We start from the raw sequence: 19,455 nt of genomic DNA, 5'->3' as shown, positions 1-19,455 counted from the left end.
CCACTCTCCTAGCACCGGGTCCATTCCGGGCCCCCGCTCCGAACCCGGAAGCGATTTCCGTCGCGCTGTCGTTCCATCGCGTATGGATTACGAATCGAGCCTCGACCGCGCGATGGAGGAGGTGCCGGACCTCGGCGGCTCCGACGAGCGGCTGTCGGTACCCGACCCCGAAACGCAGAAGGACGGGGCGTTCACGCGACTGACGAACCTCTCCGCGATCGCCGACGCGCTGAGCCGCGACCCCGAACACGTCCACTCGAAGATACAGCAGGAGCTCGGGACGGCCGGGCAGTACGAGGACGGCCGCGCGCGCTACAGCGGGAACTTCCGCGAGCGCGACTTCCAGGCCGCGATCGACTCGTACATCGAGTCGTTCGTCACCTGCTCGGAGTGCGGCCTCCCCGACACGCGACTGGAGACCGAGAACCGGACGCCGATGCTCCGCTGTGAGGCCTGCGGGGCCTTCCGACCGGTGGCGAAGCAGAACACCTCCGACACCCAGCGGCAGGAGGACGCCGTCGAGTCGGGCAACACCTACGAGCTCGAGATCGTCGGCACCGGCCGCAAGGGCGACGGGGTCGCCGAGCGCGGCGAGTACACCATCTTCGTCCCCAGCGCGCAGGAGGGCGAGACTGTGACCGCCTACATCAAGAACGTCTCCGGCAACCTCGCCTTCGCTCGCCGCGAGCGCTGAGCCGGCGCCGAAGACGCCCGTACTTCGCGTTCCGCTACCCGACTTTTTATGCGCGCGTTCGCACATCCCTGAGCCATGGCCACGCGACTTCCCGAGTCGGCCTTCGACGACCGGCTCGCCGCCGTCCGAGACCGGCTCGCCGACACCGACGCCGACGCCGCGACGTGGGTCGGCGCGACGGCGATAGAGTACCTCACCGGCTTCCACCACATCCAGACGGAGCGGCCGGTCGTCCTCGCGGTCACCGACGACCGCGTCGAGATAACCGTCCCGAGGCTGGAGGTCGAGCGCGTCGAGCCCAACCCGCGGATCGACGCCGTCCACCACTACTTCGACTATCCCGGTGGCGAGCCCGTCTCGGTCGCCGTCGAGATGCTGCGCGACCTCGGCGCCGAGACGATAGCCGCCGACGCCGACGGCCCGCCGGGCGTGATGGGGTACGAGGGGCCCGCGTTTTCCGACTCGGTCGACGTCAGGGCCCAGGCGTGGGTCGACCGGATGCGCTGGGCGAAGTCCGACGCGGAGGTCGACCTGATTCGCGAGTCCGCGAAGTGGGCGAACCTCGGCCACCGCTACCTCGCCGACTACTCCGAACCGGGCGCGCACCCGGCGACCGTCTCGCAGCGCGCGTCCACGGAGGCGTCGCGCGCTATGCTCGACGCGCTCGGCGACGCCTACAGCGTCCGCGTCCGCGGCGACGGGCCGGTCCACGCGGGCTACATCTCCGGCGAGGAGACCGCGCTCCCGCACGGGCACACCCCGAACGAGCGGCTCTCCGAGGGCGACGTGCTCGTTACGGGCGCGACCGCGAACGTCGACGGCTACCGCTCGGAGTTAGAACGGACGATGTTCGTCGGCGATTACACCGACGGACAGGAGCACTACTTCGAGCTCATGCTGGAAGCGCAGACGCTCGCGATCGACGCCTTGGGTCCCGGCGTGCCGGTCGCCGAGGTCGACGAGGTCGTCTGGGAGTACTTCGAGGAGCAGGGCGTGACGGACCTAGCGCAACACCACGTCGGCCACAACATCGGGCTCGGCGCCCACGAGCCGCCGTACATCGACCGCGGCTGGGGCGAGCGCTACGACGGCGACGACGCCGTGATGCGGCCCGGACACGTGTACACGATCGAACCCGGGCTGTACACCGACGAGTACGGTTACCGGCACTCCGACACGGTGGCGATCACCGAGTCGGGGACCGAGCGGCTCACTAACTTCCCGCGCGACATCGACTCGAACGTCGTCTGAGGGTCGTTCAAACGCCTTGGCCGGGGTGACCGGGCCCGCTCGAGACCGTCGGGCCGGGCGAGCCGAGACTCACTCGACCCGGTCGATCACCACTCGATGACCGGTGTCTGCGGCGTGGTTGCGGCCGTAGTCGTCCGCGTCTCCCGCGATTCCGATCAGCCGTTCGAAGGGGCACTCGCGACAGACGACGTGGTACAGTTCGCCGTGAGAGGGTGGTTCCATACGTTGACACACGTTCCCCGGAGACGTAGTTACGCGCTGCCTACTCACATTGAACGCGCTGTTAGTCACCGGCTACCGGCGCGACGCGAACCGGTCGAGCGCGACATCCAGCATGTCCGGACTCACCGGCTGGTACTCCTCCCGCTCGTGATCGGGCAGGTACTCCCTGACCGCGTTCCACGAGTCGCGGGCGTACCGGGCGTCGAGGAGGACGCGGACGCCTCGCTCGTCCGGTCCGCGGATGACGCGGCCGACCGCCTGCCGCGCCTTTCTGACGGCGGGCACCGTCAGGGCCGTCTCGAAGCCGGACTCGAACCGGCGGTCGTAGGCGGTGATTACCGCCCGCGTCTGCGGTCGCGCCGTGTTGATGATCGGGACGCCGCAGACGACGGCCGCCGAGAGCCGGTCCCCGCGGTAGTCGACGCCCTCCGTGAGGGTGCCGCGGAGGCTCGTCACCAGCACCTTGCCGTCGCCGGCGAAGAAGTCGTCCTTCAGCGACTCCGTCTCTCGGTCGCCGGAGGACTCGTCTAAGAGGACAGGCTTGTCGAGCCGCGCCGAGAGCGACTCCGCCATCCACGTCGCCTCTGCGTAGCTCGGGGTGCCGACGAGGACGTTCCCGTCGCGGCGCGCGACCGCGGCCGTCGCGTCGAGGTGCGCGAGCCGGGTCGGGTTCTCCTCCCCCGGCGCGCCGCGGTTCTGGTGGGTGAACTTCGGCGCGTCGACCGCGAGGCTCGCGCGGTTCTCCTCGGGGAACGAGAGGCCGTACGTCCGCTCGATGACCGGGCGGCCGCGCTCGGCCAGGTGATCGAGTCCGGTCACCTCGCGGAAGAGGTCCATCGGCTCCAGCGTCGCGCTCATGAGGACGCCGCCGCCGAACTCGGCGAGCCGGTCGCCGATCGGTTCGCTCGGAAGGCAGTTGTGGAGCGCGAGGCGGGCGTTGTACGCGCGCCGCCACGAGTCCGGCGGCTCCGTCTCGTCAAACGTGCGTTCGAGCTCGATCGCGCGGAAGAAGTCGGTGTGTCCCTGGCGATACCAGGCGTTGAGGGTGCGGCCGACCCCGGGCGCGGCGCGCTGCTTGTCCTCGTCTTCGAGCGAGTCGAGGACGCGCTTGACGACCGCGCCAACCTGCTCGGCGCGCGCCCAGACGCGCTCGCCGTACCCCTCGCCGTCGGCCCACTCGGTGATCGCGTCTTCGCCCGGCTCCTCGGGGTCGCGGAGCGGGATCTCCTCGTCGTCAAGGTCGCGCATCGACGCCCGCCAGTCGGGGCGCTCGCGGTCGAGGTGCGCGGTCACGCGGCGGTCGAGCTCGCCGCGGAGGTCGGCGTAGAACTCTCGGACCGCCTCGATCTCCTCGACGGTCACGTCCGCGTCCTCCAGCTCGCCGCGGACAAGGGCGGCGTCGTCCGACTTGGCGCCCGCGCTCTCGAACGAGAGGGGCTGAACGACGCGCGTGAGCTCGTTCTCGGCGTCGCGGAGGCTCGCGTCCGCGACGGCGTCGCTCACGAGGTCCCGGACGCGCGGTTCGAGCATGTGCGCCTCGTCGCAGACGACGAACGTCGAGTCGTCGAGGAGCGCGCCGGTGAACGTCCCCGTCGTCACCGGATCGAACGCGTGATAGTAGTTGCCGATGACGACCTCGACCTCGGGGACGAGCGCGCCCATGATCGAGTGCGGACACGAGCCGTGGCCCGCCGCGAGCCGGACGAGTTCGTCGGCGTCGACGTGGCCGAGCTCGGTCACGTCGAACGGGACCGCCTCGGCGGGCTCGCCGTCCTCCGGCAGGTCGTCGAGGAAGCCGGCGTAGAACGGGCAGAACTCCACGTCGTCGTACTCCTCCGTGTCGGGGCGATACGGCGTCGGCTCGCCGTCGACGGAGAGGTAGTCGGCGTCGGGCGCGCCCGAGTCGGCGGCGGCAGTCCCGCCGGCGGGTCCCGCCGACCCCGAGTCCATGAGTCCCACCTGCTGGCTCCGCGCCTCGCTCACGAGGTTCGCGGTCGTCGTCGTGCCGCCGTCGCCGACGAGGTTCCGGGTCCGCTCGCGGAGCCCCTCGCAGCGCTCGTACACGTTCTCGCGGTCGACCCCGCCGCGGTTCTCGCGGGCGTACGGACAGACGTCGGCCTTCCCGACGAGGGTGAGACCAGAGACGGGGTCGTAGTCGCTCGGCAGGTTCTCGTTAACCGCCCGCAGATCCGTCTCGAACTGGCGCAGCTGCTGTTTGACGCTGGTGAGGACGAAGACCCGCTCGAAGTCGGAGTCGGGGTCGCGGACGCGGTCGAGCCCGGCGGTGAGCGCGAGCATCGTCTTCCCCGTCCCGCAGGCGCCTTCGAGGGCGAGGAAGCCGCCGTCCGCGGCGGCGTCGACGGCGGCGTCGATGCCGTCGGCCTGCTCGGGGTACGGTTCGGGATGGCCGAAGAGGTCGGCCCACGGGGGCGAGTCGGTCACGGAGGCGAGTTACGCACCATGCGATTTAAACGCTTCATCGCCGGACGCGGCCCGCGGTCGTCATCGACGCGTTGCTGCCGGAAAGCGGACGCTCGGAAGGGGCTCGGCCTCACTCCACGATGTCGTGGAGGTCGGAGAGCCGGTCGATCTCCCACGTCGGCCAGACGTTCAGTTCCCAGTCGCGGCGGTGGGGACGGCGGATAAACGCGGAGTCGATCCCGGCGTTCTCGGCGGCGCGCACGTCGGACTCGTTGTCGCCGACGAACAGGGCGTTGTCCGCGTCGAGGTCGCCGAGCGCCTGCTCGATGTAGTGGGGGTTCGGCTTGCGGAGCTGGAGCGAGTGGATCGTCGGCTCGCGACCGTACGCGGCGCCGATCCGGTTGAACCCGTCGAAGTGATCGACGAGGAAGTCGACGGTTGCCTGCTGGTTCGACGAGACGATCCCCATCTGGACGTCGAGGTCCTGGAGCTCGTCGAGGTCGTCGTACGGCGTCTTGCGTCCCTGACGGGCCTCCTGCTGTTGGGCCCGCGACACCACGTCGTCGCGCGTCCGCCAGAACGACCCCGGGTCGAGGTCGTACGTCTGACAGACGGTGCCGACGCTACCGGGGGTCGCACCGATGGTCATCTGCTCTACGTCGTCCGGATCGGGCTCCTCGACGCCGCACTCCTCGAACGCGTTCCGGGTCGCATCCCGGAGCACGTCGAAGCGCGTGCGGCCCACGAGGACACCGTCGTTGTCGAACACGACGGTATCGTACGTCATAGCCCTCATTCACGGCCGGCAGGGATAAGGGTTTCAGTGGGCGTCTCGACGACGAGAATCGGCGGGGAGCCCGTCTCGACGCCCCTCGCGGCCGCGACCGACCGATTTTACCCGGCGCGGACCCACCGACGGGCCATGCGCGTCAGCGTCATCGGCGGGAGTACGATCGGTCCGGAGACGGCGGCGGTCGCGGAGGCCCTCGGCGAGCGGCTCGCCGAGCGGGGCCACGCCGTGGTCTGCGGGGGCCTCGGCGGCGTCATGGCGGCTGTCTGTCGCGGGGCCCGGGCGGCCGACGGCGAGACGATCGGGATCCTCCCGACCGACGACCGGAGAGACGCCAACCCCCACGTCACGACGCCGATCGCGACGGGGCTCGGCCACGCGCGTAACGCCCTCGTCGTCATGAACGGGGATGCCGCGGTCGCGGTCGACGGGGCGGGGGGCACGCTCTCCGAGATCGGGCTCGCACTCGCGCAGGGCCGTCCGGTGGCCGGAATCGACACGCACGACGTAGACGGCGTCGAGGCCGTCGACTCGCCAACGGCGGCGGTCACGTACGTCGAGCGGACCGCGGGTGCGGACTGAAGCCGGTCAGTCGTCGAACTCGACGCCGGTCACGTCGAATCTGGCACCGCCTCGCGCCCCCTCGGAGACGGTGACCTCCCACCCGTGGGCCCTGGCGACCTCGCTGACGATGTTCAGTCCGAAGCCGGTCCCGTTCGCGCCCGTCGTGTACCCCACCTCGAACACGCGGTCGCGCGCTTCCGGCGAGATTCCCGGGCCGTCGTCCGCCACGAAGAACCCGGCCGGCAGGACCACGCCGGCGCGCGTCGTCGTGTACATCGGGGAGATGTCGCCGATAACGACGACCACGTCGTCGCCGCCGTGTTCCACGCTGTTCCGGAACAGGTTCTCCAACAGCCGCTTCAGCCGCCCGCTGTCGGCGAGGATACGCCGGTCGGTGTCGACGGTCAGCGTGGCGTCGCCGGTCGCGACGTTCGCCCAACACTCGTCGGCGAGGGCCGCCAGTTCGACCGGATCGAGGTCTTCCGGCCGCTCGCCCTGTTCCGCGAGCGTCAACAGGTCGGAGAGCAGTTCCAGCGTCCGGTCGACCGCTGACGCCGCGTCGTCGACGTGTTCGCCGCCGCCCTCCGCTTGCGCCATCGCGAGCCGACCCTGCGCGACGTTGAGCGGACTCCGCAGGTCGTGAGAGACGCCCTGGACGAACTCCTCGAACCGGTCGCGCTGCCGCTCCGCCTCCGCGACGGCGCGGGCGGACGCGACGGCGTTCGATATCCGGTGAACGAGGACGGGCGTCCGGTCCGAATCGGGACACGCCCTCGCGACGTCGGTGGCGCCCGCGTCGAACGCCGCGGACACGGCGGGCGCGTCGAGCGTCTGGTCGGGGCAAACCAGGATCGGAAGCTCCGGGTGCCGATCGCGGGCCGTCGAAACGAGGGAGAGGCCGGTCGGTTCCGCCGGGTCGCCGACCGTGACCAGACAATCGACGGGCGAGTCCTCGATTATCTCCGCGGCCGCGTCGGCCCCCGCGACCGGCTCGACGGCGAGGCGGTCGTCCGCGCGCTCAAGCGAGTCCTTCAGCTCCGCGGCTCGGTCGGGCGTTCCCGCGGCGAGGACGACGGTGATCGAACCGCTGGGTGTGGACATCACGGAGAACCTCACCCTCAACGCCCGTCCGCTCGGCAAATAAACGTTGTTCCGACGCGCGACGGTAGAGCCGCTTCCATCGAATGTTGGTCGTTCGCCGCTCGACGCTCGGCGAGCCGATCGCTCGCGAGGCCGGCCCCTTCGACGAACGCTCACCGATCGAGCGTGTCGGGCCGCGGAACGGCCTAATTAGATATAATTAAATTTTTGTCGGCGGAGCGGGAGATGTTTGCCAATGAGCGAGTACACCACGATTTCGCTGCGGAAGGAGTTCGTCGCGGACGTGGAGGAGTACATCGAAGACGAACCGTTCGGCTCCGTCAAGGAGTTCGTGAAACACGTCGTTGTTCAGGAGATGGAGTCGGACGACGGGGTCTCCGAGGCGGAGGCGAAGCAGATCGCACAGAAGCTCCGCGACCTCGGGTACATGGAATGAGCGGGAGCCACCGCGGACAGGGGGCGGTCCTCGACGACCTCGACCGCGCCGACCTCGTCCTGCTCGCGATCCCGCTCGCGTTCTGCGCCGTGTACGCGGTCGGGTCGCTCCTCGCGCAGGGGAACGCGGTTCCCGTCGCTGGCGCGTCGCTCGCGGCCGGGGCCCTCGTGGTCGACGGGCTCTTTTTCCATCCGCCGAACGAAGCGTGACGGCGATTCCGCTCCGAGGACGGTACCCGAAAAAAAATAGCGTCTCCTGCTCCCGTGCGCCGCCCTACCAGGTGTCGTGGAACGTGTCGAACTCGATCGAGTCGAGCGGCTTCTCCCCGATCGCGGCCTCGTACTCGCCCGGCGTCAGCATCGGCTTGTGGAACCGCGGGCCGTCGTCGGTCGTGATCCGCGGGCAGCCAGTGTTGACGAACGCGTCCATGTCGAAGTTCCGGAGGCGGTCCGGCGTCACCTCGTCCATCGTGATCAGGTAGGCGTTGTCGTTGTTGTCGACGATCTCTTGGGCCTTCTCCCAGCGGCCCTGCCCGATCTTCGTACAGAAGATGACGCCCCACTTCTCGGCGTCCATCGCCTTGTGGACCGCGGCGTAGCGCTGCTTGAGGAACTGGTCGTGTTCGGCGACCGAGACGGCGTTGTTGACCGGGTCCGCGATGACGACGCGCTTGTCCGGGTGCTCCATCGCCAGCCCGACCGGGTGGAACTTCCCGCCGCCGACGTACAGCACCTGCTCGGCGTCGATGTCCGCGGAGGCGTAGTTACAGCCGAGCACCTGCCCCTCCTTCGTGAGGCGGTCGTCGCCCCGGCGGGTGTGGACCTCGTAGCCGCGCTCCTCCAGCCAGTCCGTCATCTCTTCGAACCGGTTCATGTGCTGGGCGGTCGTGACGAGGCCCACGTCGGCGTCCTCTTCGGGGGGCGCGAGTTCCTCCTCCAGCGCGTCCTCCATGATTGGGAACGGGTCGACGTTCGAGAACAGCGGGACGTAAACGATGCTGTCGGACTCCTTCATCGGCGTGTGGCCGAAGTGAACGAACACGTCCGTCCGCCGCATCAGGTACGTGTCGAGGTCGCAGGCCCCATAGCAGGGCTGCCCCGAGAGCATGAACGTGACGTCGTCGGGTGCGACCTCGCGGAGGTCGTCCGCGACCTTCGGACCGCGGCGCTTGAGCCCCTCGGGGAACTGTAAGCCGACCTTCGAGGCGTCGCGCTCCTCGATGGCCTCCAAGATTCGGTCGAGCTCGTAGTCCCACTCGCGGTCGTGCTTGAGGGCCATCCCCGTCTTCGTCAGGTCGCCCTCGGTGGAGCCGCTCATGTCGACTGGATTGTGCGGCAGGACGGTTAAACGGCGCGTTCGACCCCGAGTTTCGTCCCAGACGTTCGTGATCGTCGGAATCCCTCGCCCCGCGCCGGGGTCGTCACGGCGTCTCGACGCGTCGCACTCGGCGTCCAAGTCGGCCGATCCTGAGACGACGAGCGGCCCGCCGAACCGACGCGCTGCCGCGGTCGACGGACCTAACAGCCGCCCTCGCTAACCCCGCACCGATGACCGAGATTCCGCTCGAACACGTTCACGTCGCCCCCGACGAGGAGTCCGGCGGCGAGCCCGCGCCCGCCGTCTTCGTCCTCCACGGGCGCGGCGCCGACGAGGAGGACCTCCTCCCGGTCGCGGCCGAACTGCCCGACGAGCTCCACGTCGTCAGCCTTCGCGCTCCCGACCCGCTTCAGGGCGGGTACACGTGGTACGAACTGGACCTCTCGGCGGGCGGGCTGGAGTCCAGCCAACCGGACGCCGACGACTTCCGGCGGAGCCTCGACCTGATCGGTGAGAGCGTCGAGCGCGCGGTCGACGCCTACGGACTCGACGCCGACCGGCTCGGGCTGCTCGGGTTCAGTCAGGGCGCGATAACGAGCCTCTCGCTCCTCTTGGAGGACCCTGACCGCTACGCGTGGGTCGTCGCCCTCCACGGGTACCTCGCGGAGTCGCACGCCGACCTCGACCCGGACGGGATCGAGGGGAAGCCGGTCTTCGTCGGCGCCGGCGCCGGCGACCGGGTGATTCCCGAGTCGCGGACGACCGCGGCCGTCGAACGGTTCGAAACTCTCGACGCCGATGTCGCGAGCGGGAGCTTCCCGGGCGGCCACGGCATCGGCCCGCAAGAGCTCGATGCCGTCGTCGAGTTCGTCGCGTCTCGGATGGCGTAGCGAACCCCGAACGTCGCCGCCGAGCCCCGGCTCCGGCAGGTTCAAACCGCTCGGCCACGATGTCAGAACATGAGCGTCGAACAGGTCTCCATCGAGGACCTCGGTCGAGAGCTCGGCGAACGCATCGCCGAAACCCCGGAGTACGAGCGCTTCGAGGAGACGAGGGCCGCGGTCCAGCGAGACGAGGAGGTACAAGCGGCGATCGACGAGTTCGAGCAGCTTCGCGCGGAGTTCATGCAGGCCCGCCAGACCGGGCAGGCGACGAACGCCGAACTTCAGCGCGTTCAGGAGGCGCAGGACGAGCTCCACTCGATGCCGGTGATGAGCGAGTACCTCGACGCGCAAGACGAGCTGAACGAGACCCTCGAAGCGATCAACGAAGCCATCTCGGAGCCCCTCGCGGTCGACTTCGGCGGGGAAGCCGGCGGCTGCTGTCAGGACTGACTCGCGGACTACGCCCGTCGTTCCGGCGAGCCGAACGCCCGCACCCCCGGCGACCGGCCCGCTCCTTATGACGAATACCGACGCACCACCCCCGTGATAGCCGTCGCCGGCGGCAAGGGCGGAAGCGGAAAGACGACGACCACCCTCGGGCTCGCGCGCGCACTCTCGCGGCGCGGCGCGCGGACCATCGCGGTCGACGCCGACTGGGATCTGCCGAACCTCGCGCGGCTCGCAGCGGAGACCGCGACCGACGGCGGTCCGGCCGATCCCGATCTCCCTAGCGGTCCAGAGGACGAGACGACGGTCCGCGACGCGGTCCGCGGGACCGTTCCGGTCCGTCCCGACCGCTCCGAGCCGACCGTTCTCGCCGCCCCGGACGCGCCGCGATCGGTCGACGCGTTCGGAGCGCTCGCGGCGCTCGACGGCGCGACGCCCGACGGCGCGCCGGTGTTGCTCGACTGCCCGGCGGGCGCGTCGGCGGACGCGGCCGCGCCGCTTCGGGCCGCGGACCGCGCGCTGATCGCGACGCCGCTCCGCCGCGCCGCGCTCCGTGACGCCGCGAAGACGGCGGCGATCGCTCGCCGCCTCGACTGCCCGCCGGTCGGGGCGGTCGCCGTCGGCGAGGCGAGCGTACCGGACTCGGTTGCGACGCTGCTCGGCTGTCCCGTCCTCGGTGCGGTTCCCGACGGCGGAGCCGAGCCGCTGTCCGACCCCGCGGTCCGGAGCGCGTACGACGAACTCGCTCGGCGACTCGGCGAGACGGCGGCGGCGGACGGGTGGCAGATCGCGTGAGAATCACGGACGCGGCCGACTCCGGGGCGGCGGATTTCGGTGGCGAGACCGGTCGAGAGAGCCGCCACCGACAGACCCAAACCTCCACGGGCGGCAGCGATCATATGGAGACGCTTCCGACCGGGGTCTCGGTGCTGGACCGACAGTTCGGCGGGGGGTTCCCGAGCGGTAGCGTCGTCGTGTTGAAGGCGAACCCCGACAGCCAGTCCGAGCTCATCTTGGACCGGTTCGCCCGCGTTCGGAGGTGCCGCTACCTCACGACCGTCCGATCGGCCGGGGCGGTGGAGGCGGCGCTCAGCCGCGACGGGGACGGGGAGACGACGGTGGAGGCCACCGACGAGGTCGGCGACCTCGACGAGGCGGCGTCGCTCACGACCGATCTCCCGGAAGAGGGAACGCTGATCGTCGACTCCGTGGAGCCGCTGGAGCGCGGCGCGTCTCCGGCGGCGTACGCCGAGTTCCTCGACGGCGTGCGCGCTCGGGTCGACGACGCCGACGGCGTCGCGCTGCTCCACGCGCTCCGCGGCGGGGAGGACCCGCAGGCGCGCCGGATCACGGAACAGGTCGCGGACATCGTGTTCGACCTCCGGACGACGGTCACCGGGACCGACATCGCGAACCGGCTCGTCGTCGCCAAGTTCCGCGGCGGCGCCGCCTTGGAGGAGCCGCTGAAGCTGAAACTCACCGACGAGGTCGCCGTCGACACGAGCCGCGACATCGCCTGACGCGGCCGATCGCTTGATTCGGCTACGACACGACGGACGCGAGAAGTGTCAGCGCGCCGACGACGGCCGAAGCGATCGCCCAGTTTCGCGCGGTGTCGAACGCTCCGTACGGCCCGCCCTTCCGCGAGAAGAGGTACGACGCGTACACGGCGAGCGGCGCCAGCGTCGGGAGCGTCGCAACCGAGACGACGGCGGTGAAGCTCGACAACAACGCGACCGCGACGGTCGTCGCGCCCGCGACCGCGGCGACGAGCGCGTCCTCGCGTGCCCGTTCGATCTCCATACCGGTGTGGGCGCGGCGTCGGGCAAAAGCGATCCGTTCGTCGGTCGACCTGACGCTGCGGGCTGAGCCACCGGAGTGAGTGGCGGCGTAGCGCGGCCGCTCGAGGCACCAGCGTCTCGAAGAAGCGAAACCCGGCAGCGACGGGGTCCGTTACTCCTCGTCGATCTCGTCGACGATCTCGTCGGCGTCGACGTCGACGTCCTCGAGCGCCTCCTCGATGTCGACATCGCCGGCGCCGGCGCCGCCCATGCCGCCCATCATGCCGCCGAGGCCACCCATGCCGCCGCCCTCGATGACCTCCTCGATCACGACGCGGTCGAGGTCGAGGCGGTCCATGAGGTCCTGCGCGATCTGCTGTTTCTGGAACATCCACTGCTGGTTCATCTGCATCGCCTGCGTCGCGGTGACGTAGAGGATGTCCTTCTCGACCTCCTCGGTCTCGACGGTCTCCTCGCCGTCCTCGTCCTCCGTGACGGTCTCCTCCTCCTCGGTCTCCGTCTCGATGCGGACCTCGGGCGCCTCCTGGAGGTACATCCCGAGCATGCCGGCGGCCTGCTCCTCGCGGTCGTCGATGGCTTCGAGGATCTCGTACTCGTACTCGAGGTCCTCGCCGGCGAGCGGGTGGTTAAAGTCGACGCGGGCGCGGCCGCCGATGATCGTCTCGAGGTGGCCCTGCTGATTGTCGATCTGGACCTGCGCGCCGGGGTAGCGGCTGTCCTCGGGGATCTTGTCGGCCTTGACGGTCTCGACCTCGTCGGGGTCGTACTCGCCGAAGGCGTCGTCGGCCGGGACGTCGACCGTTCCCTCGTCGCCGACGGCGCCGCCGATGAACGCCTCCTCGACGGAGGGGAACACGTGGCCGGCACCGAGCGCGATGATCCGGGGCTCGAAATCGTACTCGTCGACGTCGATCTCGGCGTCCTCGGCCGTCTCCTTGTCGGTCGTGTCGATGACGCGGTCGTCGTCGGCCGTTCGGATCGTGTACGCGACGCGGACGAAGTCGCCGTCTTCGAGTCCGTCAGCGTCAGTCTCGGTCTCGGTCTCCTCGGCCTCGGCGGCCGCGTCCGCTTGCTCCTGATCGCTCATACCTGAAGGTCACCTGTTACACCCTTAAGAAGCACGGTTCGGCCCGAAGCCCGCCGACGAGCGGGCGACAGCGGCGATTCGGCGGCCGACGCGCCGGCCTACGGGTCGCGGCGGTTCGTCGCGGAGCACGGCGGCGTCCCGCGCTCCTTATGAGCGGTCCGACCGCAGTGCCGGGCATGGACGAGGTCGAGATCAAGGTACCGGCGGACCTGGATGCGACGCGAGAGCGCCTCCGCGAGGTCGGGGCCGAGCACGTCGCCGCCAAGCGACAGCGCGACACGTACTACGACGCGCCGCACCGCGAGTTCGCCGAAACGGACGAGGCGCTCCGGATCCGGCGCGAGATGTCGCTGTCGGACGGCGAGGGGTCGGCGTCCTCCGCCGACGACCCGGCGGCGACGATCACCTACAAGGGACCCCTCCTCGACGAGGCCTCGAAGACCCGCGCCGAACACGAGACGGGCGTCGACGACGGAGAGGCGCTCGCGGCGGCCCTCTCCGGGCTCGGCTTCGAGCCGGCCGCGACGGTGGAGAAGCGGCGCGTGTTCTGGGCGTACGACGGGTTCACCGTGACGCTCGACGCCGTCACCGGGCTCGACGAGTACGTCGAGATCGAACGCGCCGTCGAGTCCGAAGGCGAGGTCGACGCGGCGCGCGAGGCGGCGATCGAGGCGCTCGACCGGCTCGGCCTCGACGCCGACGACCAGGTTCGCACCTCCTACCTCGGGCTGCTGCTCGCCGGCGAGGACGACTGAGGCAGTCAGCCGCCCCCGTCCCCCGTCGGCCGCTTCTCGGAGAGGACCGTCCGCTCGAACTCGCAGACTAAGACGTCGTCGTCGCCGTCGACGATCTTGAACGCTTCCACGCGCATGGTGACGACGCCGCGCTCGCCGTCGCTCGTCTCGCGCTTGTCGGTGACCGTCGAGCGGGCGCGGATCGTGTCGCCGTGGAACACCGGGTTCGGGTGTTCGACGCCGTCGTACGAGAGGTTCGCGACGATGGTCCCGTCGGTCGTCTCCGGGATGGAGAGGCCGACCGCGAGCGACAGGGTGTAGAGCCCGTTCACCAGTCGCTCGCCGAACTCCGTCTCCGCGGCGAAGTCGGCGTCGAGGTGGAGCGGCTGCTGGTTCATCGTCATGTCGCAGAAGCGCTGGTTGTCGGCCTCGCTTATCGTCCGCCGCGTCGCGTGGTCGATCGTCTCGCCGACTTCGAACTCCTCGTAGTACAGTCCGGGCATGGGCCCCCGCTCGACCGGCGGCGTGAAATCGGTACCGCTCTCGGGGCGGTAGTGTTCAGATAAGCTGATTCCATGCGAAGGCGAACGATCTCAGCCACTCGTTTGCTGTTTCTGCTTCAGCGTTACTGAAACAGTTTGAGAAACAGATAGTTCTGCGTTTTACCTCACGAAATACACGTTCAACGCTGTTCCGATTTCCATGTCGTTCGTATCTGAAATCGAGGTCATGCTTTCGACAGGCTCGCTGAAGTGGAGCTGCGCCATCGACGAGAATAATCGCGTCATCTACGTCGTGTTTCTCGCGGAGATCTGCGAAAAACTGATCTGCGATCGCATTGTTTCTTGTCGGTTCAAGCTGCGTATGGAGCAGATCGTTCGTTTCCGGATCGACAGCAGCGTACAGCCAATATTGTTCATCGTTAAGTCGAATCACAGTTTCATCGACCGCAACGTGATTCGGGCTTCGCCCAGACTCCGGCTGTAGATCGGACTTGTGAACCCAGTTATGAACGGTGGAGCGAACCCGATCAACACCGAATACCTCAAGAAACGAAACAGTATTTGAAAGCGATAATCCAGCCAAATGAAGCTGAATACTGAGCTTCATCAACAGCCGCGGTGTTGCTTCTCGCTCCACAAACTCTAAGTTGATATCGTCTAAACAGCCGTTGAAGCGGTCGTTTTTGGGCATAGAACACTTTGAAAACGCACCGTCTCACCTTTCAATCCTTATCTGAACACCGCCCTCGGGGCGGCCGTCGGGTTTTAGCCGCCCGCCCGCGCACCCCCGCACATGCCACGCCGAAGCCTGCTGTTTTCGCCCGGCGACAGCCCCGAACTCATGCGGAAGGCGCCGGGAACCGGCGCCGACGTGATCTGTTTCGACCTCGAGGACGCCGTCGCGCCCGGCCGGAAGGACGAGGCGAGGGCGGCGGTCCGCGAGGTGCTCGCGGACCCCGCCTTCGACCCGGACGCGGAGGTCTGCGTCCGACTCACCGCCGAGTCGCCCGCGGCCGACCTCGACGGGGTGATCGGTACCGACAGAGAGGGGGGCGGCGACGCGGTCACCCTCGACGCGGTGATGCTCCCGAAGGTCGAGGGGGCGGGTCGGGTCGAGCGCGTCGCCGAACTGTGCGCCGAGCGGGGCCGCGATCCTGCGGTGTTCGCGCTCGTCGAGACGGCGGCGGGCGTCCTCGCGGCGGAGGCGATCGCGGCGGCGGAGGCGACCGACGCGGTCGCGTTCGGCGCCGAAGACCTCGCAGCGGACGTGGGCGCGACCCGGACCGACGAGGGGACGGAGGTGCTGTACGCCCGCGAACACGTCGTCCTCGCCGCGAGCGCGGCCGGCGTCGACGCGCTCGACACGGTCTACACGGACTTCTCGGACGAGTCGGGGCTCCGGGAGGACGCCGCGTTCGCGCGCCGGCTCGGCTACGACGGGAAGCTGGCGATCCACCCGGCGCAGGTAGGCCCGATCACCGAGGCGTTCACCCCGGACCCGGACGACGTCGAGTGGGCCGCGGCGGTCCTCGACGCCCGCGACGAGGCGGAGGGGGAGGGACGCGCCGTCTTCCAGGTGGACGGCGAGATGATCGACGCGCCGCTGATCGCGCAGGCGGAGCGGATCCTCGACCGCGCGCCCGACGGGACCCGCTGAGTCGGATCGGTGGCCCGGCCGGCATTCGGGTCGCGACCCGCCCGGCTGTCGCTGTGGACGGGGTCGACCCGCATCGCTCGATCGGCGTCGATGCGCGTCGTTCGGACGGTGTCGGCACGCACAATTTCCGTACCGGTCGCCACAGTTAACCACCGCCCACCGAGACTGATCGTATGGCTACGGAGGCGAATCCGTTCGAGAGCCTGCGGGAGCAGGTAGACGACGCCGCGGCGGTCGTCGACGCCGACTCGGGCGTCATCGAGCGCCTGAAGAACCCGGAACGGGTGTTAGAGACGAACCTGACGTTCGAGCGCGACGACGGCTCGCTGGAGACGGTGCGCGCGTACCGCGCGCAGTTCAACGGCGACCGGGGGCCGTACAAGGGCGGGATCCGCTATCACCCGGGCGTCACCCGCGACGAGGTGAAGGCGCTGTCGGGCTGGATGGCGTACAAGTGCGCCGTCGTCGACGTCCCGTACGGCGGCGGGAAGGGCGGCATCGCGGTCGATCCGGCGGACTACTCCGAGTCCGAGCTGGAGCGACTCACGCGGGCGTTCGCGACGGAACTCCGGCCGCTGATCGGCGAGGACCGCGACATCCCCGCGCCGGATGTCAACACCGGCCAGCGGGAGATGAACTGGATCAAAGACACCTACGAGACCCTCGAAAACACCACCGCCCCCGGCGTCATCACGGGGAAGGCGCTCGACTCCGGCGGCAGCGAGGGTCGCGTCGAGGCGACCGGTCGCTCCGTCGCGCTGTCGGCCCGCGAGGCGTTCGACTGGCTCGGCCGCGACGTCGCGGACGCGACCGTCGCGGTTCAGGGGTACGGCAACGCCGGGTCAATCGCGGCGGCGCTGCTCGACGACCTCGGCGCCGACGTGGTCGCGGTCTCCGACTCCGTCGGCGGGATCCGCGACCCGGAAGGGCTCGACCCCCGCGACGTGAAGGCGCACAAGGCCGAGACCGGGCCGGTGACGGGCTACCCCGGCGCCGACGGCCTCACGAACGACGAGCTGCTCACGCTCGACGTCGACTGCCTCGTCCCGGCCGCGCTGGAGAACGCGGTCGACGCCGAGCTCGCGGCGGACGTCGGCGCCGACCTGATCGTCGAGGCGGCGAACGGTCCGCTCACGCCCGACGCCGACGACGTGCTCGCCGACCGCGACGTCAACGTCGTCCCCGACATCCTCGCGAACGCGGGAGGCGTCACCGTATCGTACTTCGAGTGGGTCCAGAACCGACAGCGATTCAGTTGGACCGAGGCGCGCGTCAACGAGGAACTGGAACGCGTGATCACGGAGGCGTTCGACACGCTGGTCGACACCTACGAGTCGAACGACGTCCGCAACCTCCGCACCGCGGCGTACGTCGTCGGTATCGGTCGGATCGTGGACGCGTACGATCAGGCCGGAAACTGGCCGTAACGGGGCTCTTTCGCCGTTTCAGAGGGCGCTCTACTCCAGCGTCGCGTCGCGGACCTCGATGTGACCGCGGTCACCCTCCCAGACCGTGTCGTACGTCAGGTCGATGCGGCGGTCCATGTGCGGGCCGTCGACGACGTACGTCTCGAACTCGCCGCCCTCGCCGAGCGGGTGGACGCCGTACTCCTCGCGGAGCGCGAGCAGGTCGTCGAGCGCGTCCGCGTCGTACCGTCGTCCGAGCCATGATTCGTCGAGCCCGTACGCCGCCACTTGGATGATCCGGATCTCGAAGTCGGCGTCGAACATCGCCTCCGCGAGTTCGACCGGGTCCCGCTGCCACAGCGGGGCGAACAGGTCGATCCCGAGCCGGTCGCACATCCCCCGAATCCGGTCCGTCTGGAACTCGCTCTCGACGGCGCCGGCCGTGACGCCGGCGAGGTCGAGGTCGTCCGCGGCGGCGATCTCTCGGAGCGCCGCCTCCATCGGCTCCAGCTCCGCGTCGCCCTGCGCGCCGGCGTCGTCGACGTCTGCGGCGCCGAAGTCGTCCGGCGACACCTCGACGAGGTCGACGCCGACGCTCTCGGCCGCGAGTTCGGCGAGCTCGGTCGCCGGCGTGTGGTACATGTACGAGTCGCCGGCGGGGTGGACGGTCAGCAGCCGCGAGACGTCGAGCCCTTCCTCCAGCGCGCGGTACAGGGCCCACGAGGAGTCCTTGCCGCCGGAGAAGAGGCTCACCCAGTTGCTCATGACCGGGAGAGGGAGTCGCGCGGATAAAGAGTCGGCGGTCGGACGGCGAGGGAGCCGCGAATCGCACGCCGCACGCGGGACCGGCCGCGGCGAACGCGCCGCCTCAGTCGGAGATGAACTCGTTGTCGCGCCAGTTGACGCCGCCGTCGCCCTCGCCGGCGCCCTGCGGGCTCTCGACGACCTCGATGCTGGCGGGGCGGGGTTCACCTTCGACGATCCGGGTCGCCTCCAGTTCGCCGTCCTCCTCCGTGATCGCGGTCAGCGTCCCCTTCTCGGAGAGCGTCGCGATCTTGCGGAGCACGCGGAACATCGGGTACTGGAGCGCGGAGTTCTGGAGGACGGTCTCGCGGTCGCCCTTGAAGCAGGCGAACTCGACGAGCTCGGAGGGGATCTCCTCCTCCTCGTCGTCCATCCACTGGGGACCGCCGGCGCGGGGCGGCTCCTCCTCCCAGACGCGGGTCTCCGTGACCGACGCCTTCAGCTGCGCCGTGGGCGTGTACTTGCTGATCGACTCGTCGTCGGACAGGGCCTTGATGATGAGTGTGTTGTTTCGACGCGTGATGTCGATGTCGTCGATCTCCTCCGGCAGATCGGGGTCTTCGTCGAAGTACGTCTCTACGTCTTCGAGTGGCAGTTCGAGCGTCGAATGGAGTCGGAACACGCGGCCTGTCATTGTTTGTGGAATGCGGTGGGGTCGAACCGGTGGTCACGGCGGCGGCGGCAACGGCCGCACCTACCGTAACTACGCACCGTAGGTTTATATGGACTGCCCTTCGAGGAGTCAGGATCCGCGTGCACGTCGCGCCCGGACCGGAGGATCAACGGCGGGGGCGACGGCTCACTCGGCGCCCAGTTCCGCGGCGAGCTCGCCGCGCTCGTCGAGTTCGCCGAGCACGTCGCTGCCGCCGACGAACTCGCCGTCGACGAACGTCTGCGGAATCGTCTCCCACCCGCTGTGAGACTCCAGCGCCTCGCGGTACTGCGGCAGCGCGGGCAACACGTCGACCGTCTCGAACTCCTCGACGTGCTGGGAGATCAGCTCGACGGCGCGCTGGGAGTAGCCGCACTGGGGCATCAGGCGGTTCCCCTTCATGAAGAGCACCACGTCGTTGTCGGCGAGGACCGTCTCAACTCGCTGTTCGATCTCCTCGGCGTCCGCGTCGGCTTCGGGGCTGAACGTCATACGGCCTGATACGCGACGCCGAGGCAAATGGGTTCCGCACGGGCGGGCGACGTGACGGGCCGACCGCCGACCGGCTCGGCGCTTACTCCTCGCGGTCGACGCGCACCACGTCGACGAGCGAGTAGACCGGAACGCCGTCGATGTCGTCGTACCCCATCTTGTCGACGAGGACGACGCACGCGACCGGCTCG

24 protein-coding genes and 1 pseudogene are annotated in these 19,455 nt (G+C 69.3%); 12 read left to right on the top strand and 13 right to left on the bottom strand.

Features of this window, described 5'->3' with window-relative positions; translation table 11 throughout:
* Positions 1 to 82: 82 nt before the first annotated feature.
* Together B9G38_RS03650 and B9G38_RS03645 are read left to right on the top strand one after the other, a co-directional pair.
* Positions 83 to 694 carry a translation initiation factor IF-2 subunit beta gene (locus tag B9G38_RS03650; RefSeq protein WP_086219514.1) on the top strand — a complete coding sequence of 204 codons (612 nt, stop codon included), beginning with the start codon at positions 83 to 85 and terminating at the stop codon, positions 692 to 694.
* Between the two features lie 75 nt (positions 695 to 769).
* Complete coding sequence (locus B9G38_RS03645; RefSeq protein ID WP_086219513.1) at positions 770 to 1,945, top strand: Xaa-Pro peptidase family protein; 1,176 nt, start codon at positions 770 to 772, stop codon at positions 1,943 to 1,945.
* Positions 1,946 to 2,014: 69 nt separating this feature from the next.
* Here B9G38_RS03645 and B9G38_RS18160 read toward each other — a convergent pair whose 3' ends face one another.
* The 3 genes from B9G38_RS18160 to B9G38_RS03635 form a co-directional block, all read right to left on the bottom strand.
* A complete protein-coding gene (locus B9G38_RS18160) occupies positions 2,015 to 2,167 on the bottom strand; it encodes a hypothetical protein (RefSeq protein ID WP_198945652.1) in 153 nt (50 codons plus the stop codon).
* 72 nt (positions 2,168 to 2,239) lie between these two features.
* Entirely contained in the window at positions 2,240 to 4,609 is a 2,370-nt protein-coding gene (locus B9G38_RS03640) for an ATP-dependent DNA helicase (protein WP_086219512.1), read from the bottom strand.
* Between the two features lie 109 nt (positions 4,610 to 4,718).
* Positions 4,719 to 5,375, bottom strand: a complete 657-nt coding sequence (locus B9G38_RS03635) for an HAD family hydrolase (RefSeq protein WP_086219511.1) — start codon at positions 5,373 to 5,375, stop codon at positions 4,719 to 4,721.
* Positions 5,376 to 5,510: 135 nt separating this feature from the next.
* Here B9G38_RS03635 and B9G38_RS03630 point away from each other — a divergent pair, with 135 nt between their 5' ends.
* Positions 5,511 to 5,960, top strand: coding sequence for a TIGR00725 family protein (locus B9G38_RS03630; RefSeq protein WP_086219510.1), 450 nt, complete (start codon positions 5,511 to 5,513; stop codon positions 5,958 to 5,960).
* 6 nt (positions 5,961 to 5,966) lie between these two features.
* Here the strand turns inward: B9G38_RS03630 and B9G38_RS03625 are convergent, their stop codons facing one another.
* Positions 5,967 to 7,043: a HAMP domain-containing sensor histidine kinase gene (locus tag B9G38_RS03625; RefSeq protein ID WP_086219524.1), complete on the bottom strand. Its 1,077-nt coding sequence runs from the start codon at positions 7,041 to 7,043 to the stop codon at positions 5,967 to 5,969.
* Between the two features lie 235 nt (positions 7,044 to 7,278).
* On the opposite strand from B9G38_RS03625, the gene B9G38_RS03620 reads away from it, so the two are divergent.
* Together B9G38_RS03620 and B9G38_RS03615 are read left to right on the top strand one after the other, a co-directional pair.
* Entirely contained in the window at positions 7,279 to 7,479 is a 201-nt protein-coding gene (locus tag B9G38_RS03620; protein ID WP_049929984.1) for a hypothetical protein, read from the top strand.
* Positions 7,476 to 7,688 carry a hypothetical protein gene (locus B9G38_RS03615; protein ID WP_086219509.1) on the top strand — a complete coding sequence of 71 codons (213 nt, stop codon included), beginning with the start codon at positions 7,476 to 7,478 and terminating at the stop codon, positions 7,686 to 7,688. Before B9G38_RS03620 ends, B9G38_RS03615 begins: the two co-directional genes overlap by 4 nt.
* Before the next feature lie 64 nt (positions 7,689 to 7,752).
* On the opposite strand, the gene dph2 is transcribed toward B9G38_RS03615, so the two are convergent.
* The gene (gene dph2, locus B9G38_RS03610; protein ID WP_049929987.1) at positions 7,753 to 8,796 is read right to left on the bottom strand and encodes a diphthamide biosynthesis enzyme Dph2; all 1,044 of its coding nucleotides are present in this window, start codon (positions 8,794 to 8,796) and stop codon (positions 7,753 to 7,755) included.
* A 230-nt stretch (positions 8,797 to 9,026) separates the two neighbouring features.
* Between dph2 and B9G38_RS03605 the strand changes: the two genes are divergently transcribed.
* The 4 genes from B9G38_RS03605 to B9G38_RS03590 all read left to right on the top strand — a co-directional run bounded on the left by B9G38_RS03605 (position 9,027) and on the right by B9G38_RS03590 (position 11,647).
* On the top strand, positions 9,027 to 9,686 hold the full coding sequence (locus tag B9G38_RS03605) for an alpha/beta hydrolase (protein WP_086219508.1): 660 nt from the start codon (positions 9,027 to 9,029) through the stop codon (positions 9,684 to 9,686).
* Between the two features lie 69 nt (positions 9,687 to 9,755).
* Positions 9,756 to 10,130: a YlbF family regulator gene (locus B9G38_RS03600; protein WP_049929990.1), complete on the top strand. Its 375-nt coding sequence runs from the start codon at positions 9,756 to 9,758 to the stop codon at positions 10,128 to 10,130.
* 93 nt (positions 10,131 to 10,223) lie between these two features.
* Positions 10,224 to 10,922, top strand: a complete 699-nt coding sequence (locus B9G38_RS03595) for a P-loop NTPase (RefSeq protein WP_086219507.1) — start codon at positions 10,224 to 10,226, stop codon at positions 10,920 to 10,922.
* A 104-nt stretch (positions 10,923 to 11,026) separates the two neighbouring features.
* A complete protein-coding gene (locus B9G38_RS03590) occupies positions 11,027 to 11,647 on the top strand; it encodes a transcriptional regulator (RefSeq protein WP_086219506.1) in 621 nt (206 codons plus the stop codon).
* A 22-nt stretch (positions 11,648 to 11,669) separates the two neighbouring features.
* On the opposite strand, the gene B9G38_RS03585 is transcribed toward B9G38_RS03590, so the two are convergent.
* Together B9G38_RS03585 and B9G38_RS03580 are read right to left on the bottom strand one after the other, a co-directional pair.
* Positions 11,670 to 11,930 (bottom strand): hypothetical protein, encoded by a 261-nt coding sequence (locus B9G38_RS03585; protein ID WP_049929993.1) that lies wholly within the window; start codon positions 11,928 to 11,930, stop codon positions 11,670 to 11,672.
* A gap of 150 nt (positions 11,931 to 12,080) precedes the next feature.
* Entirely contained in the window at positions 12,081 to 13,016 is a 936-nt protein-coding gene (locus B9G38_RS03580; protein WP_049929994.1) for a peptidylprolyl isomerase, read from the bottom strand.
* Positions 13,017 to 13,192: 176 nt separating this feature from the next.
* Here B9G38_RS03580 and cyaB point away from each other — a divergent pair, with 176 nt between their 5' ends.
* Positions 13,193 to 13,771 (top strand): class IV adenylate cyclase, encoded by a 579-nt coding sequence (cyaB, locus tag B9G38_RS03575; protein WP_086219505.1) that lies wholly within the window; start codon positions 13,193 to 13,195, stop codon positions 13,769 to 13,771.
* Positions 13,772 to 13,776: 5 nt separating this feature from the next.
* On the opposite strand, the gene B9G38_RS03570 is transcribed toward cyaB, so the two are convergent.
* Positions 13,777 to 14,253 carry a MaoC family dehydratase gene (locus B9G38_RS03570; RefSeq protein ID WP_086219504.1) on the bottom strand — a complete coding sequence of 159 codons (477 nt, stop codon included), beginning with the start codon at positions 14,251 to 14,253 and terminating at the stop codon, positions 13,777 to 13,779.
* Between the two features lie 55 nt (positions 14,254 to 14,308).
* Complete coding sequence (locus B9G38_RS03565) at positions 14,309 to 14,944, bottom strand: IS6 family transposase (RefSeq protein WP_086219503.1); 636 nt, start codon at positions 14,942 to 14,944, stop codon at positions 14,309 to 14,311.
* 102 nt (positions 14,945 to 15,046) lie between these two features.
* Between B9G38_RS03565 and B9G38_RS03560 the strand changes: the two genes are divergently transcribed.
* Both B9G38_RS03560 and B9G38_RS03555 read left to right on the top strand, forming a co-directional pair.
* Entirely contained in the window at positions 15,047 to 15,910 is an 864-nt protein-coding gene (locus tag B9G38_RS03560; protein ID WP_086219502.1) for a CoA ester lyase, read from the top strand.
* A gap of 173 nt (positions 15,911 to 16,083) precedes the next feature.
* Positions 16,084 to 17,337, top strand: a complete 1,254-nt coding sequence (locus tag B9G38_RS03555; RefSeq protein WP_086219501.1) for a Glu/Leu/Phe/Val dehydrogenase — start codon at positions 16,084 to 16,086, stop codon at positions 17,335 to 17,337.
* A 30-nt stretch (positions 17,338 to 17,367) separates the two neighbouring features.
* Here the strand turns inward: B9G38_RS03555 and B9G38_RS03550 are convergent, their stop codons facing one another.
* From B9G38_RS03550 to B9G38_RS17735, 4 genes and pseudogenes are all read right to left on the bottom strand, one after another.
* The gene (locus B9G38_RS03550; protein ID WP_049929999.1) at positions 17,368 to 18,081 is read right to left on the bottom strand and encodes a diphthine--ammonia ligase; all 714 of its coding nucleotides are present in this window, start codon (positions 18,079 to 18,081) and stop codon (positions 17,368 to 17,370) included.
* Between the two features lie 103 nt (positions 18,082 to 18,184).
* The gene (locus B9G38_RS03545) at positions 18,185 to 18,754 is read right to left on the bottom strand and encodes a hypothetical protein (RefSeq protein ID WP_049930001.1); all 570 of its coding nucleotides are present in this window, start codon (positions 18,752 to 18,754) and stop codon (positions 18,185 to 18,187) included.
* Positions 18,755 to 18,919: 165 nt separating this feature from the next.
* A complete protein-coding gene (locus B9G38_RS03540) occupies positions 18,920 to 19,264 on the bottom strand; it encodes a glutaredoxin (RefSeq protein ID WP_049930003.1) in 345 nt (114 codons plus the stop codon).
* An 82-nt stretch (positions 19,265 to 19,346) separates the two neighbouring features.
* Positions 19,347 to 19,455: pseudogene (locus B9G38_RS17735) on the bottom strand (orotate phosphoribosyltransferase-like protein); the annotation flags it as partial.

This window comes from Halorubrum sp. SD612, from assembly GCF_002135005.1.
The sequence above is the reverse complement of the archived record's forward strand: the minus strand, read 5'-3'. Positions and strand labels throughout refer to the sequence as shown.